This is a genomic window from Winogradskyella costae (genome assembly GCF_013403865.1).
Classification (GTDB): Bacteria; Bacteroidota; Bacteroidia; order Flavobacteriales; family Flavobacteriaceae; genus Winogradskyella; species Winogradskyella costae.
On sequence record NZ_JABFDK010000012.1, the window covers coordinates 1 to 15,862 of the forward strand.

The window sequence follows — 15,862 nt, forward strand, 5'->3', positions numbered from 1 at the left end:
GGAAGAGTAGGTCGCCGCCTTTTTTGAAAACCCTTACTATTAATTTAGTAAGGGTTTTTTGCTTTTGATTTATAAGGGGACTTAACTTTAATCGTTTTTTAGTAACTTCACTCTCATTTTAATTAAATATGATTAAAGAAAATATAGAATTAGATTTAGCTTGGAACTTTGTTATTAATACCAATAGGAATATATTTTTAACAGGTAAAGCAGGTACTGGTAAAACTACGTTCTTGCATAAACTAAAAATGCAATCTAATAAACGAATGGTAATTGTAGCTCCAACTGGTGTTGCAGCGATTAATGCAAAAGGGGTTACCATTCATTCTTTTTTCCAAATGCCATTTGGTCCTATTTTACCTAATGATGACTTAACAAGTTCAGGTTTCAAAAGAAAGTTCAGCAAAACAAAAATCAATATAATTAAATCTCTAGACCTATTAGTCATTGATGAGATTAGTATGGTTAGGGCTGATTTACTCGATGGCATTGACAAAACATTAAGACGATACAAGAATAGAAATGAGGTATTCGGTGGCGTTCAATTATTAATGATTGGTGATCTACAACAATTATCTCCAGTAATTAAAGATCATGAGTGGAGGTTGTTACAACCATTTTATAATAATGCTTTTTTCTTTAGTAGCATATCTTATCAAAATTGTAATCCCATTACTATAGAACTAAAGCATATTTACAGGCAAGAGAACCCTTTATTTATTAATATATTAAACGAAATTAGGAATAACAACTTAAGCTCGGTTCTTGCAGATGAATTAAATAAGCGATTTTTACCAAATTTTGAGCCGAAAGAAGAAGACGGTTATATTTCTTTAACAACACATAATAATAAAGCAAGGCAAACTAATTTATTAGAATTAGAAAAGTTAAAAGGGAAGATAACTTCTTATAAAGCTATAGTGGAAGGAAATTTTCCTGAACACTCTTTCCCCAATAAGGAAACCTTAGACCTTAAAGTTGGTGCGCAAGTAATGTTTATCAAAAACGATAGCTCTCCTGAGAAGCGCTATTTTAATGGGAAAATTGGGAAGGTTATCTTATTAGAAAAAGATGAAGTCGTAGTTCATTGTCCTGATGATGATTTCAATATTAATACTAAGTTAGAAACATGGGAAAACATAAAATATACTGTAGATGCTAACACTAAAGCAATAACAGAAGATAAAATAGGTAGTTATACGCAAATTCCATTACGTTTAGCGTGGTCTATAACCATTCATAAAAGTCAAGGTTTAACCTTTGAAAAGGCAATTATTGACGCGCAGGGTGCTTTTGCACATGGACAAACTTATGTAGCATTAAGTCGCTGTAAATCGTTGGAGGGTTTAGTTCTTAAAAGTAAGATAGAATCCAATCAAATAATTAGTGATTATAATGTTATTGAATTTAACAAAAATGCAGAATCCAACCAACCAAATGATGTTGATTTATCAGAATCAAAACGCAATTTTCAGCTGGAGTTGATTTCAGAGATTTTCGATTTTTACAAATTTATTTATCCTGCCAATCGTATATTAGATATTTATTATAAAAATAGAGGGAGTGTTGAAGGTGCGGTAGAAGCTCCATTAATTACTATTAAGGATAGTGTTACTCATTTGCTTAAAATTAGTAATGGATTTAAATCACAATTAAAAACCTTAGTTGGAATTAACGAAATACCTGAGTCTAATTCAGTAACTCAAGAACGTTTTAAAAAAGCATTGGCTTATTTTGAAGAACAAACTGAATCTAAGATTCAAGTGCCGTTAAAACAATTAAAATTTACCACCGATAATAAAGCCATTCAAAAGGATATTGAAAAACAATTAGATGTTTTAGAAGAATTATTAGTGGTTAAACTTTCTTATTTCGCAGGATTACAGGAAGGGTTTAAGGCAAAAGAATTTTTAACTTTAAGAGCAAAGTCTGTATTCTTAACTAAGGATAAGCCAAAGAAAACACGTGAGTCTGTTATAGACGGTACAACCAATGTAGAGCTCTTTGAGTTATTACGAGAACTTAGAAACAACATAGCGGATAGAGAAGATTTGATACATTATCAAATATTTACACAGAAATCACTTTATGCCATGTGCGAAACCCTACCAACAAGTAAGACAGAGCTTGGACAAATTCATGGTATGGGTAAGACCAGAGTGGATAAATACGGTACTGATATTTTAAAAGTAATCTTAGAGTATTGTGATGAAAATGATATTGAAACCTCTAATGATAATACTGTTTTTGAAGAATTAAAACCTAAAAAAGAAAAAGTAGATACTAAAAAAATATCTTTAGATTTATATAAATCAGGAAAATCAATAGATCAGATAGCGTTAGAGCGTGAATTGAATTCTAATACTATTTTTGGACATTTAGCAAACTTTATATCTTCAGGTGACATTAAGGTTACGGATTTAATGTCTTTGAGTCATTATAAGGAATTAAAGACAATTATTCCGACAAAGACCTTTGAAAATCTTTCAGATTTGAAGCATCAAATTGATAACAAATATTCGTACGGTGAAATCCGCTTAGTATTAGATGAATTAAGCTAAAATACAAAAGGCTTCAAAATAGTATTTTGAAGCCTTTCGTAAATTTTATTTTTAGTTTATTCCTTAATAATTCCTCTAGAAATTACAATCTTCTGAATTTCGGAAGTACCTTCATAAATCTGAGTAATTTTTGCATCGCGCATTAAGCGTTCTACATGGTAGTCTTTTACAAACCCATTTCCACCATGAATTTGAACAGCTTCCACCGTATGTTCCATAGCCACTTTACTAGCATAAAGTTTTGCCATCGCACTAGACATATCGTAATTGTTACCTTGATCTTTATCCCAAGCTGCTCGCATTACCAACATTCTAGCAGCTTCAATTTCGGTGTGCATATCTGCTAATTTAAACGCGATTGCTTGATGGTTACAAATTTCGGTACCAAACGCTTTACGTTCTTTAGAGTATTTTAAAGCTAATTCATAGGCGCCCGCAGCAATTCCTAAAGCCTGTGCAGCAATACCAATTCGTCCACCAGATAATGTTTTCATAGCAAATCTAAACCCGAAACCATCTTCACCGATTCTATTTTCTAAAGGTACTTTTACGTCATTAAACTGTAACGTATGGGTGTCACTTCCTCTAATTCCTAATTTATCTTCTTTCGGCCCTATATCAAAACCAGGCATGCCTTTTTCTAAAATAAAGGCATTAATACCATGAGACCCTTTATGTTTATCTGTTTGCGCAATAACGATGTAAACTTCTGCCCGTCCGCCATTAGTAATCCAGTTTTTTGTACCATTCAAAACATAATGGTCGCCCTTATCAATTGCTGATGTTTTTTGAGATGTAGCGTCACTACCAGCTTCAGGTTCGCTTAAACAAAATGCACCAATACATTCACCAGTAGCCAATCTTGTTAAATATTTTTCTTTTTGAGCTTCATTCCCATAAGCTTCTAATCCATAACAAACCAAAGAATTATTTACAGAAACCATTACAGAAGCAGACGCGTCAATTTTAGATAATTCTTCCATAATTAGGACATACGAAATAGCATCCATGCCACTTCCTCCATATTTAGGGTCAACCATAATGCCTAAAAACCCTAATTCTCCCATCTTGCGCACTAGGCTTTCAGGAAAAGTTTGTGCATTATCGCGTTCTATAACACCAGGAAGTAATTCTGTTTGTGCAAAATCTCGTGCTGCATCACGAATCATTAAATGTTCTTCTGTTAAGCTAAAGTCCATAAACTAAATATTATTGATTTCTTAAAAATTTGAAGCAAAGATAATTTATTATTGCGGTATTTTCAATAAGGAATATTATTTTTACTCATATGACAAAATATAATTATAACGTTATTGGTGTAATGTCCGGAACCTCGTTAGATGGTATTGATCTAGTTTATGTAACTTATAATGTAGATCACCATTGGAGATTTAAAATTCATTATGCCGAAACTATTAAGTATTCACCACAATGGAAAATACTATTGGCTAAACTCGTAAATCAATCTATGGAGCAATTACAGGCTATTGACTTGGAATATTCAGAGTATTTGGCGACTGTAATTTCAACGTTTATTAAAAAACATAAAATTGAAACTATAGATTTTATTGCATCACATGGTCATACAGCTTTGCATCAACCAGAGCAAGGACTGACGTATCAAATAGGTAATCAGCAAATATTAGCAGATATTTTAAATGAAAAAATAATTTGTGATTATAGAGTTGAAGATGTAGCTTTAGGTGGGCAAGGAGCTCCTTTGGTGCCAATTGGTGATCGTTTACTGTTTAAAGATTTTGATTATTGCCTAAATTTAGGTGGTTTTGCTAATGTATCATATGACTTCAAAGATGTGAGAATTGCATATGATATCTGCCCAGTAAATATTGTATTGAATCATTATGTTGCTAAACTAAATTTAGAATATGATGATAAAGGACAACTGGCTTCTGCAGGGAAAATTAATATAGACTTATTATTACGACTAAATAACCTTTCTTATTATATAGAGAAACCACCAAAATCTTTAGGTTTGGAGTGGGTAAATTTAAATATATTCCCATTGATAGCATCCTATCAACTTAAAATAGAAGATATATTAAGCACTTATGTAGAACATGTGGCAATTCAAATTTCAGATGTTCTATCGGAAAGCAAATCTAAAGTTTTAGTTACAGGGGGAGGTGTCTATAATAGATTTTTAATCGATCGGTTACGCCATTTATCAATAGTTGAGATTGTAATTCCTCAGAACGATATTATAGAATTTAAAGAAGCTTTAATTTTTGGATTATTGGGGGTTCTCAAAGAGAGGGATGAAATCAATTGCTTAAAAAGCGTGACGGGGGCAAAACGAAATCATTCTTCAGGAAAAATTTTAATTCCGAAAAACAGAATTTAATTAACCTTTCACTTGGATTGTTTTTTATATTTGTTATTAGATAATAAATGCATCAAAATTGATAAAAGATTTACTTCATACATACGAAAATAAGGAGCCTGAAATTGTGTTCCATTGGAATGACGCAGAAACAGAAGCTGAAGGTTGGACTGTAATTAACTCATTAAGAGGTGGTGCAGCTGGTGGAGGAACGCGAATGCGAAAAGGATTGGATAAAAACGAAGTGCTTTCCTTAGCAAAAACAATGGAGGTTAAGTTCACAGTCTCTGGTCCAGCAATTGGTGGTGCAAAATCTGGAATTAACTTTGATCCTCAAGATCCAAGGAAAAAAGGAGTTTTACAACGCTGGTATGCTGCCGTTTCACCGTTACTTAAAAGTTATTACGGTACAGGTGGGGATTTAAATGTGGATGAAATTCATGAAGTGATTCCAATAACCGAACAAAGTGGTGTTTGGCACCCTCAAGAAGGTGTTTTTGAAGGTCACTTTAAACCGACAATAGCGGATAAAATTAATAGAATTGGCCAGTTAAGACATGGAGTAATTAAAGTGATTGAAAATCCTAGTTATTCTCCTAGTGTTAATAAAAAGTACACGGTGGCTGATATGATTACAGGCTATGGCGTTGCTACAGCAGCTGAGCACTTTTATGATATTAATGGAGATTCCATTAAAGGAAAACGTGTCATTGTGCAAGGTTTTGGAAATGTTGGGGCAGCAGCAGCATTTTATTTTGCTCAAATGGGAGCTAAAATTGTAGGTATTATAGATAGAGATGGTGGGGTAATTAATAAAGATAGTTTCTCGTTTGAAGAAATCACCGATTTATACCTTGCAAAAAATGGCAACACTCTTATGGCTGATGACCTAATTCCGTTCGAAGAAATCAATCAACAAATTTGGTCGTTACAAGCAGAGGTTTTTGCCCCTTGCGCAGCTTCAAGATTGGTGACTCAAGATCAAATAGATCAAATGATAAATACAGGTTTAGAAGTAATAACCTGTGGTGCAAATGTTCCTTTTGCTGATAAAGAAATTTTCTTTGGTTCAATTATGGAATACACAGATCAAAAAATCAGTCTGATACCAGACTTTATTTCAAACTGTGGGATGGCTAGAGTTTTTGCCTACTTTATGGAGCGTAAAGTGCAAATGACTGATGAAGCTATTTTTAAAGACACCTCTAACGTAATAAGAAAAGCATTAAAAGAAGTACATAAAAATAATCCGACAAAAACAGGTATTAGCGAAACTGCTTTTGAGATTGCTCTCAGACAATTAATATAATTAATTACTTTTATAATTAACACTATGGAAACAGTAATAATACTTGTATTCGTTCTTGGCTATTTAGCGATAACTTTAGAACACAATATTAAAATAGACAAATTAATTCCGGCTTTAGTCATGATGGCTATAAGTTGGGCTTTAATTTCGCTTGGCATTGACAATTTTACACAATGGTTTGATTCTGCTACGCATAACTTAATGGATAATTTTGGCTTGCTTGGGCATGAAGAAAAAATGCATATGATGGAAGAAACCCTACTTCATCATTTAGGCAAAACATCAGAAATACTAGTCTTTTTATTAGGGGCAATGACCATAGTTGAGATCATCGATTATTTTGATGGCTTTTCAACGATTAAAAGCTTTATAAAGACAAAAAGCAAGCGAAAAATTCTTTGGATATTTGGATTTTTAGCATTCTTCCTTTCTGCTATTATAGACAACCTTACAGCAACTATTGTATTAATCTCAATTTTACAGAAATTAATTCACGATAGAGATGTTCGTATTTGGTACGCTGGTTTAATAATCATTGCTGCCAATGCTGGTGGGGCTTGGTCACCTATTGGTGATGTAACGACAACAATGCTTTGGATTGGTAAGAAAGTGACAACAGGACATTTGTTTGTGTATTTATTTTTACCATCATTAGTTTGTATGTTAGTACCTACATTTATTGCTTCCTTATTACCTGCCTTTAAAGGGAAAATTGAATCAGAAGAAGATGGTAATGATAAACCGAAAAGTAAGTATAGCGCTATAATGTTGTATTTAGGACTTGGTGGTATTGTATCTGTTCCAATTTTTAAAACCGTAACACATTTACCACCTTATGTTGGTATGATGTTGGCACTTGGTGTGGTTGCTATTTTTGCTGAAATTTATAGTAATACTAAATTTAGTATGTCTAGTCACGATTCAGTTGAAAGTGATGCACATTCGCACCACAGTCCTGTGCATTATTCACTATCTAAAATTGAATTACCAAGTATATTATTCTTCTTGGGAATTTTAATGGCGGTAGCAGCGTTAGAGTCTTTAGGTATTTTGTTTGGTTTTGCAGGAACACTTCAAGACACAATGCCAATGTTAGGAACTGAATTACATCATGGTGGTGTTTCTGATTTAGTGGTTCTATTATTAGGAGTTGGTTCTGCGGTAATTGATAACGTACCACTTGTTGCAGCAAGTTTAGGGATGTTTACGGAGCCAATCGATAACGAATTATGGCATTTTATAGCGTATTCAGCAGGAACAGGAGGAAGTATGTTGATTATAGGCTCTGCAGCCGGAGTTGTTGCTATGGGAATGGAAAAAATAGATTTCTTTTGGTATATTAAAAAAATATCATGGTTAGCATTATTAGGTTTTTTAGCAGGAGCAATTGTGTTTATGTTTACTAGAACTATATTTTAATTCATATACTTTTGTTTCAAAACAGACGTTATACAAATAGTTAAAAATAATTTCAATTTTTAGAATATGATAGCATTCAGTACTATTCAAGATGAAGTAGAAGTTTTAACTGATGGAGAATCAGTAGAAAAGACTTTGTCCATAATAGAATTAATTACAAGTGGAGGGACATCAGGAATGGTGATTATTTTCATTTTATTCCTACTGTTAATTGTATCTGTATATATTTACTTTGAACGCATCTTCGCGATAAAAGCAGCTTCAAAAGTCGATTCAAACTTTATGAATCAAATTAAAGATCATGTGAGTAATGGTAAAATTGATTCCGCACAAATGTTATGTGCACAGCAAAATTCACCTGTATCTCGTTTAATCGCTAAAGGATTGTCTCGAATAGGGAAACCGTTAGAAGATATTAATACTGCTATCGAAAATGCTGGTCGATTAGAAATATATAATCTAGAAAAAAACGTTAGCGTATTAGCAACCATTTCTGGTGTTGGACCAATGATTGGTTTCTTAGGAACTGTAATTGGTATGATTATTTCAATTTTTGAATTAGCAAACGCTGGAGGTACTATTCAAATGGATGTTTTAGCGAGTGGATTGTATACGGCTATGACTACAACCGTAGGTGGACTTATTGTTGGTATTGTGGCTTATGTTGCATTTAATCACGTTGTTGGACGAACTAACAAAGTTGTTTACCAAATGGAGGCTAATTCGATTGAATTTTTAGATCACTTAAACGAACCAATCTAATTATGAATATTAGAGGACGAAATAAAGTTACACCAGAATTCAATTTCGCGTCTATGACCGATATTGTATTTCTGTTATTAATATTTTTTATGATAGCGTCAACGTTGGTAAGTACTAATGCTATTGATATTGTGTTGCCCAAAGCAAGTGGTAAGACTGAGAATAAAAAATCTACAGCAGTAAGTATTAAAAAAGATTTGACCTTTTATATTGATCAGAAACGAGTGGGCGAAAGTGTCTTAGAAACTCAATTAATATCCATATTAGGTTCACAAGACGCCCCAACAATTGTCTTAAGAGCAGAAAAATCTGTTCCTGTAGAAAATGTAGTAAAGGTTATGGATATCGCAAACCGAAACAAATTTAAAGTCATATTAGCTGTTCAACCGAATTAAGAGCTCTTCTTTTTGAAATCCATTTAACGACCTAAAAAGTTTAAAGTAATACTATAAAAGTGAAATATTTAGAGACCAAACACGAACGTAATTCTGCAAGTATCACGGCACTTATAGCTTTGATACTACTCTTGTTATTGTTTGTTGTTGGCCCTCAATATATGGATCCGCCGGAAGAGTATGGTGTGGCAGTAAATTTTGGAACTACAGATTTTGGTAGCGGAAATAAACCCTTAAGCGAACCGAAGAAAGCTGTTGAAGAAAAAGTAGTAGAAGAAGATATGGTTGAAGAAGTTCAACCAGAAGAAGCACAAGCTGCACCAGCAGAAGCTGCGTCAAAAGCGGAAGACGTAATGACACAAGATAATGCTGAAGCGATTGCCATAAAAAAGCAAAAAGAGGCGGAGGCTAAGGCGAAAGCAGCAGAGGCCAAGGCAAAAGCAGAGGCTAAAGCTGCTATAGAAAAGGTAGAACGTGAGAAACGTGAAGCTGAAGCAAAAAAACGAGCAGAAGAAGCAGAGAAAAAGAAACAGTTAGACAATCTTATTGGTGGAGTTAAGAACGCTTCAGGTAATACCGATGGAGGTGAAGGGCCAGATAAGCAAGGCGGAAATAAAGGGCAGTTAGATGGTGATCCTTATGCAGCAAGTTATTTCGGTGGCTCAGGACCGGGAAAAGGTGGCATTGGTTATGGATTAGGAGGTCGAGGACGGCCATCAAAACAAATTTTCAAACAAGATTGTAATGAATATGGTTTAGTGGTTGTTAGAATTGAAGTCAATCAGCAAGGAGAAGTGATAAAAGCAGAGCCTGGTATTAGAGGTACAACCAATACACACCCATGTTTATTAGAACCAGCAAAGAAAATAGCGATGTCCCATAAGTGGCCAGCAGATCCTGAAGCACCAGCAACTCAAGTTGGTTTTGTAAGTATTAATTTTGATGTAGGCCAATAGAATGAATTATCAAGATACTGTGAATTGGATGTTTCAACAACTTCCAATGTATCAAAATAAAGGCAATTCAGCTTTTAAAAAGGATTTAACAAACACCATTAATTTAGCAAAACATTTAAACCATCCTGAGGATTGTTTTAGATCAATACACGTTGGTGGTACCAATGGTAAAGGGTCAACATCCCATATGCTTGCGTCAATTTTACAAGAATCAGGTTATAAGGTGGGGCTATATACGTCTCCGCATTTAAAGGATTTTAGAGAACGTATCCGTATTAATGGTAAGGTCATTACTAAAAAATCCGTTATTGCGTTTATAGAACAGAATAAAGCCTTTCTAGAGGCAAATCAGCTATCTTTTTTTGAAATGACTGTGGGTATGGCATTTGCCTATTTTGCCGATCAAGAAGTGGATATTGCCATTATTGAAGTAGGATTAGGTGGACGCTTAGATTCTACAAATATTATTACGCCCGAAGTATCTGTAATTACTAATATTGGTTTTGATCATATTCAGTTTTTAGGAAACACACTTCAAGAAATTGCAGCTGAGAAAGCAGGCATTATTAAGCACGGTATTCCGATTGTTATTGGGGAAACACATGCTGAAACTGAAAGTGTTTTTAGGACTAAAGCGGAAGAAAAGCAATCAAATATTTATTTTGCGGATCAATTGGTTGATACAATTATTGAATGTGATTTAAAAGGAGCGTATCAAGTTCACAATATAAAGACGGTTTTACAATCTGTTAAGGTTTTAAAGAGTAACGGATTTAATGTTTCTGAAAAGGATTTACAAAAAGGGCTTTTAAACGTCACTACTAATACGGGTTTGCAAGGTCGTTGGCAAGTTTTAGGTACAGAACCAAAGATTATTTGTGATACCGCTCATAATAAAGAGGGCTTAACATCTGTAATGAAACAATTAAAAGAAGAGTCATTTAATCATCTTCATATTGTCTTTGGGGTTGTTAATGATAAAGATCTAGAAGGTATAATTCCTTTATTACCAGAGCTAGCTACGTATTATTTCTGCAAACCAAACGTACAAAGAGGGCTAGATGCTGAAATTTTGAAAAAAACTTTCGCAAAGAATGGTTTAAAAGGTGAAGTTTATAATAGTGTTAAAATTGCTTTAAGTGTCGCTAAATCAAACGCTAAAGTAACCGATTTGATTTATGTAGGGGGAAGTACTTTCGTGGTTGCAGAAATTATTTAAATTTTTTTTAAAAAATGTTTTGAGATATTAAAAACTAGACTATATTTGCAGTCCTAATAAATAGGGCGACTAGCTCAGTTGGTTCAGAGCACTTGGTTTACACCCAAGGGGTCAGGGGTTCGAATCCCTTGTCGCCCACAAAGTTCACAGAAATGTGAACTTTTTTTATACGTTACTTCATTTATTAGGGCGACTAGCTCAGTTGGTTCAGAGCACTTGGTTTACACCCAAGGGGTCAGGGGTTCGAATCCCTTGTCGCCCACATCAAAAAGAATCCCGATTTACTTTTGTAAATCGGGATTTTAGCTCCAAAAAAGTACCAAGGCAACGGTTTGAGTTGCTTTTTTGGAGTTAAATTTCCTAAAATAGCTCAAGCGATTCGGAATTGTGTTTGAAGGAGTGGTTTCGTAAAGGGATATGTAATCCTATTTTAATTTACAAAAGGCTCGAAATGGTTTTTGAAAACAAAATTATGGGTCATTAACTCAGTTGGTTCAGAGTGTCACGTCGACAACGTGGAAGTCACTGGTTCGAATCCAGTATGACCCACTAAACAAACAAAGCCTTTCAAGTTATTGAAAGGCTTTGTTTGTTATAATTAATGTAGTAAAGTGCTCTATATTGCCCTTATCTATTGCGATTAATGCTAAGATTACTTTACAATTAAATGTTTTGGTAGATCCGCTACATTTTCACAACATAGCTGTTCCATGACTTGTTGAAATTCACGTTTCATTAAAGAAATGGTATGGTCTCCTCCTTCTTTTCCCAATGCTCCAACACCATACATAAAACTACGTCCCATAAATGTAAATTCTGCTCCATTTGCCATTGCTCTTGCAATATCTGGACCACCACGTAAACCAGAATCCACCATGATTTTGATCTCATTCTTATACTTTTTTGCCAAATGCGTCATGGGTACAATTGAAGATTGACCAGCATCTAACTGTCTCCCACCATGATTAGATACAATTAATCCATCAACACCTAAATTAATCGCTTTTTGAGCATCTATTTCATTTACAACACCTTTTATAACTAATTTCCCTTTCCATTGATCTCTTATAGAAGCTATTCTGTCTTCATTTAGACGACCAGAAAAAGTAACATCCATAAATTCACCTAATTTTTTCAAATTGAGTCCTTTAGGCATATATTTTTCCATGGTTTTAAAAGCAGGTTGTCCGTGTATTAAAGTTTGAATAGCCCAATCTGGTTTTCTAAAAACTTCAATAATATTTTTTAGACTCATAGATGGTGGCATTGCTAAGCCATTTCTAACATCTCTAGGTCTGTAACCAAATGTTGGTACATCTGCTAGAATGACTAAAACATCAGTTCCTGCATGTGCAGCTCTATCTAATAAATCTCTTTTTACTTTTTCTTCAGCAGGATGATATAGTTGAAACCAAGATTTTCCTTCTGTTAATTCTGCAACACGTTCAATACTAGAAGTGGTTACTGTACTTAATATAAAAGGGATGTTATGATTAAAAGCTGATTTCGCTAAAATCTCTGGCGAATTTGGCCACATTAACCCTTGTAAACCAACTGGCGCAATTCCAAAAGGAGCATCGTAAGTATGACCAAACAATTCTGTTTTTAAATTAGATCTGTCAAATTTTGATAAATATTGTGGCATCAATTCAATTTTCTGAAGATCAGTACGGTTTTTATCTAAATTGATATCTTCATTACATCCACCATCTAAGTATTCAAAAGCGAATTTTGGCATTTTAACCATCGCTCTTTTTCTTAAATCTGTTACTGAAGGATATTTGGGATTTATTTTTATTTCCATATTAAAATTTCTAAAGTTTTAATTGCGCTTTCTTATTTATAAATCTTTAAAGTTCGATAACCATAAATTGCGATAAAGCAAAAACATATAAAAGGCAAAATAAATGAGAAGTTAACACCAGAAAAAGGTCCTATTTTTTCAGTATCTATCATTAATCCTTGTAAAATTGGCATTAAAGCACCTCCAACAATCGCCATTACTAAACCAGCTGCACCAATAGCAGTATCGTCTGCTCTTAAACCATCTAATGCAATACCGTAAATGGTAGGGAACATTAAAGACATAAATGCTGAAGTCGCCACTAGTAAATAAAGTCCTGCAATACCTTCGATTAAGATAACGCCAGACATCGTTCCCATAGCGCATAACGCAAAAATCATTAGTAATTTTCTAGAGTTAACGTATTTCATTAAAAAGGTGCTAATAAATCGGCTACATAAAAAGATGGCCATTGCTATGATGTTATAGTTTTGTGCCTCTGCTTTGGGTATACCTAAGTGGCCTGCGTATTGAATAATAAATGTCCAACACATAATTTGTGCTGCCACATAAAACAATTGCGCTAAAACACCTTCTTTATATTTTCCGTTTTTAAATAGTCTTTTAAATGAAGATGCTGCACTCGTTGGATTATCACTCACTGCTCTTTTAGGCATTTTAGTAATAGATATTACCACTAACATGGCGATAACAACAAAGCCAAGAATGACATACGGATTTCTAATAATTTCTAAATCGTGTGTTCTAATAACCGCTTTTTGAGCTTCGTTTAAGGTGTTGAAAACAAGTTCACCTGCTTCATTTCGTATGTCAGAATCTAAGGCGATTAAGATAAATTTTGAAGCTACAAACATGCCAAATAATGACCCTATAGGATTGAAAGCCTGTGCTAAGTTTAAACGTTGCGTTGCCGTACGTTCATCTCCCATAGATAATATAAACGGGTTTGCAGTGGTTTCTAAAAAAGCTAATCCGAATGTTAAAATATATAAAGACCCTAAAAAGAATCCGAAAACTTCAAATTTAGCAGCAGGATAAAATAATAAAGCCCCAATTGCATAAAGCGTTAAACCTAAAAGAATTCCTTTTTTATAACTGTATTTTCTAACGAAAAGTGCAGCAGGAATAGCCATAGTAGCGTAACCACCATAAAACGCTAATTGGACTAAAGCGGCTTTTGCCGTTGATATTTCCATTACAGTTCCGAATGCTGCTACCATAGGGTTTGTAATATCGTTAGCAAAACCCCAAAGAGCAAACAAAGATGTTATAAGTACAAATGGTACTATGACCTCTTTAGATACTACTGGTATTTTTGTTGAATTCGTCATTTAGTCTTAGTATTTTAGTTACAATGAAAAAAAAGCACCATTCAAATTAATATCTAAAAATGAATAGTGCTTTGATAATCTAATCTTAATTTCTATCTGTATTGTGCATAGATCACCTTCGTTTGAAGGTATTCTTCCATACCGTGCTTTCCATCAGCTCCACCAATTCCAGACTTTTTCCATCCTGCGTGGAACCCTTGAATCGCTTCAAAATGCTCTCTGTTTATATAAGTTTCTCCATATTGTAACTCTTCTGCTGCGTGCATTACTTTATTGAAGTTTTCAGAGAAAATAGAAGACGTTAAACCATATTCAGAATCATTTGCTAGTGCAATTGCTTCATCTAAAGTACTAAATTTCATTACTGGTAATACAGGTCCAAAAACTTCGTCTTGTATAATTTGCATATCCTGTCTTACATTAGTTAACAATGTCGGTTGGTAGAAATAACCTTTATCAAACTGACTAGATTTTTGTCCTCCAACTAAAACTTCTGCACCTTCTTTTTTTGCATATTCAACCATTTCGGCAACTTTATCTAGCTGCGCTTTAGAAACCAATGCACTCATGTCAGGATTGTTTTCAGAAAAAGCATCTTCTACCTTTAAAGCGTTCATTTTAGCAGTAACCATGTCTAAAAATTGATCGTGAATCGATTCTTCAACATATACACGTTCTGCACAATTACATACTTGTCCACTATAAATAATTCTAGAACCGACGACGGCATTAACCGCTAATTCTAAATTTGCATCGGCACAAACAATTGCCGGAGCTTTACCTCCTAACTCTAAAGATACTTTCGTGATATTTTCAGAAGCAGCTTCCATAACTTTTTGACCGGCAAAAACACTACCAGTTAAACTGATAATACCTGTAATTGGGCTTTTAGATAAAGCATTTCCAACTATTGGTCCAGAACCACACACAAAGTTTAATACTCCAGCAGGTAATTCAATTTTTTGTATTAAATCTACCCATTCCATAATCGTATTTGGTGCAATACAACTCGGTTTAATGACACACGTATTTCCTGTAATTAATGATCCTGCCACTTTTCTTGCCATTACAAAGAATGGGAAATTCCAAGGTAAGATACCAACAGCCACTCCGATAGGTGCCTTGTGTAAAAAGATGTGTTCTTTTTTACGATCACTTTGTATAATTTCTCCTTCTATTCGTCTTGCAAATCCTGCGTAATAATCAAAATAATCGGCTGTAACATCAATTTCTACTTGGGCTAAACCTATCACTTTTGCTTGTTCTGCAGCTAAGGTCTTAGCTAGAAACACACGATTTTCACGAATGACATTAGCCATTTTATTTAAATAGCCAGCACGTTCAATTGCTGTTAGAGATTTCCAAGCGTATTGTGATTCTTTGGCTGCATCTAAAGCTTTATTTGCATCTTCAATAGAACCATGTGGTATCTCTGACAATACTTCTTCTGTACATGGGTTAAGTACTTTAGTTACTTCTGAAGAAGTAGATTTTACAAACTTTCCGTTTATAAATTGATTAAATTCTTTCATGAGTGTTTACGTTTAGTTTATGTTGTAATATGTTTAATAAATTCGAGGTTTTTATTATAAATAAACAATAGTCCGAATTCTTATTTACCAATGTGGTTAACAAACTTATGTAATAATGTAAATTTAGTATTTATCCATATTAATCAATAATATGTATAATTTAAACATAGAAGAGTTTCTGTGTTCATATTTTCAACAGTTTTTGGTGTTGAAAATTCTATGAATTTCCATTT

The 15,862-nt window shown here is 33.8% G+C and carries 12 protein-coding genes and 3 tRNA genes; 11 read left to right on the plus strand and 4 right to left on the minus strand.

Annotated elements, in window-relative coordinates; genetic code table 11:
* Positions 1-128: 128 nt before the first annotated feature.
* Positions 129-2,561 (plus strand): helix-turn-helix domain-containing protein, encoded by a 2,433-nt coding sequence (locus tag HM986_RS16515; protein WP_218841453.1) that lies wholly within the window; start codon positions 129-131, stop codon positions 2,559-2,561.
* 56 nt (positions 2,562-2,617) lie between these two features.
* Here the strand turns inward: HM986_RS16515 and HM986_RS16520 are convergent, their stop codons facing one another.
* On the minus strand, positions 2,618-3,760 hold the full coding sequence (locus HM986_RS16520) for an acyl-CoA dehydrogenase (protein WP_179336155.1): 1,143 nt from the start codon (positions 3,758-3,760) through the stop codon (positions 2,618-2,620).
* 89 nt (positions 3,761-3,849) lie between these two features.
* Between HM986_RS16520 and HM986_RS16525 the strand changes: the two genes are divergently transcribed.
* The 10 genes from HM986_RS16525 (at position 3,850) to HM986_RS16570 (ending at position 11,511) form a co-directional block, all read left to right on the plus strand.
* Positions 3,850-4,923: an anhydro-N-acetylmuramic acid kinase gene (locus HM986_RS16525; RefSeq protein ID WP_179336156.1), complete on the plus strand. Its 1,074-nt coding sequence runs from the start codon at positions 3,850-3,852 to the stop codon at positions 4,921-4,923.
* A gap of 61 nt (positions 4,924-4,984) precedes the next feature.
* Entirely contained in the window at positions 4,985-6,211 is a 1,227-nt protein-coding gene (locus HM986_RS16530; RefSeq protein ID WP_179336199.1) for a Glu/Leu/Phe/Val dehydrogenase dimerization domain-containing protein, read from the plus strand.
* A 24-nt stretch (positions 6,212-6,235) separates the two neighbouring features.
* Positions 6,236-7,630: a sodium:proton antiporter NhaD gene (gene nhaD / locus HM986_RS16535; RefSeq protein ID WP_179336157.1), complete on the plus strand. Its 1,395-nt coding sequence runs from the start codon at positions 6,236-6,238 to the stop codon at positions 7,628-7,630.
* A 66-nt stretch (positions 7,631-7,696) separates the two neighbouring features.
* Positions 7,697-8,392 (plus strand): MotA/TolQ/ExbB proton channel family protein, encoded by a 696-nt coding sequence (locus HM986_RS16540; protein WP_179336158.1) that lies wholly within the window; start codon positions 7,697-7,699, stop codon positions 8,390-8,392.
* 2 nt (positions 8,393-8,394) lie between these two features.
* On the plus strand, positions 8,395-8,787 hold the full coding sequence (locus HM986_RS16545) for an ExbD/TolR family protein (RefSeq protein ID WP_179336159.1): 393 nt from the start codon (positions 8,395-8,397) through the stop codon (positions 8,785-8,787).
* Between the two features lie 59 nt (positions 8,788-8,846).
* Entirely contained in the window at positions 8,847-9,743 is an 897-nt protein-coding gene (locus tag HM986_RS16550) for an energy transducer TonB (RefSeq protein ID WP_179336160.1), read from the plus strand.
* A gap of 1 nt (position 9,744) precedes the next feature.
* On the plus strand, positions 9,745-10,962 hold the full coding sequence (locus tag HM986_RS16555; RefSeq protein WP_179336161.1) for a bifunctional folylpolyglutamate synthase/dihydrofolate synthase: 1,218 nt from the start codon (positions 9,745-9,747) through the stop codon (positions 10,960-10,962).
* 63 nt (positions 10,963-11,025) lie between these two features.
* A tRNA-Val gene (locus HM986_RS16560) sits at positions 11,026-11,100 on the plus strand.
* A 49-nt stretch (positions 11,101-11,149) separates the two neighbouring features.
* A tRNA-Val gene (locus HM986_RS16565) sits at positions 11,150-11,224 on the plus strand.
* A gap of 212 nt (positions 11,225-11,436) precedes the next feature.
* A tRNA-Val gene (locus tag HM986_RS16570) sits at positions 11,437-11,511 on the plus strand.
* 103 nt (positions 11,512-11,614) lie between these two features.
* On the opposite strand, the gene HM986_RS16575 is transcribed toward HM986_RS16570, so the two are convergent.
* The 3 genes from HM986_RS16575 to aldA all read right to left on the minus strand — a co-directional run bounded on the left by HM986_RS16575 (position 11,615) and on the right by aldA (position 15,629).
* A complete protein-coding gene (locus HM986_RS16575; protein ID WP_179336162.1) occupies positions 11,615-12,766 on the minus strand; it encodes an alpha-hydroxy acid oxidase in 1,152 nt (383 codons plus the stop codon).
* A 32-nt stretch (positions 12,767-12,798) separates the two neighbouring features.
* Positions 12,799-14,097 (minus strand): L-fucose:H+ symporter permease, encoded by a 1,299-nt coding sequence (gene fucP, locus HM986_RS16580; protein WP_179336163.1) that lies wholly within the window; start codon positions 14,095-14,097, stop codon positions 12,799-12,801.
* 92 nt (positions 14,098-14,189) lie between these two features.
* A complete protein-coding gene (gene aldA, locus HM986_RS16585; RefSeq protein WP_179336164.1) occupies positions 14,190-15,629 on the minus strand; it encodes an aldehyde dehydrogenase in 1,440 nt (479 codons plus the stop codon).
* Positions 15,630-15,862: the final 233 nt, after the last annotated feature.

Excerpts from the sequence above, each read along its gene's own strand:
- HM986_RS16575 (WP_179336162.1), bottom strand. The coding sequence starts at position 12,766 with ATGGAAATAAAAATAAATCCCAAATATCCTTCAGTAACAGATTTAAGA.
- aldA (WP_179336164.1), bottom strand. The coding sequence starts at position 15,629 with ATGAAAGAATTTAATCAATTTATAAACGGAAAGTTTGTAAAATCTACT.
- nhaD (WP_179336157.1), top strand. The coding sequence starts at position 6,236 with ATGGAAACAGTAATAATACTTGTATTCGTTCTTGGCTATTTAGCGATA.
- HM986_RS16545 (WP_179336159.1), top strand. The coding sequence starts at position 8,395 with ATGAATATTAGAGGACGAAATAAAGTTACACCAGAATTCAATTTCGCG.
- HM986_RS16540 (WP_179336158.1), top strand. The coding sequence starts at position 7,697 with ATGATAGCATTCAGTACTATTCAAGATGAAGTAGAAGTTTTAACTGAT.
- HM986_RS16520 (WP_179336155.1), bottom strand. The coding sequence starts at position 3,760 with ATGGACTTTAGCTTAACAGAAGAACATTTAATGATTCGTGATGCAGCA.
- fucP (WP_179336163.1), bottom strand. The coding sequence starts at position 14,097 with ATGACGAATTCAACAAAAATACCAGTAGTATCTAAAGAGGTCATAGTA.
- HM986_RS16555 (WP_179336161.1), top strand. The coding sequence starts at position 9,745 with ATGAATTATCAAGATACTGTGAATTGGATGTTTCAACAACTTCCAATG.
- HM986_RS16515 (WP_218841453.1), top strand. The coding sequence starts at position 129 with ATGATTAAAGAAAATATAGAATTAGATTTAGCTTGGAACTTTGTTATT.
- HM986_RS16525 (WP_179336156.1), top strand. The coding sequence starts at position 3,850 with ATGACAAAATATAATTATAACGTTATTGGTGTAATGTCCGGAACCTCG.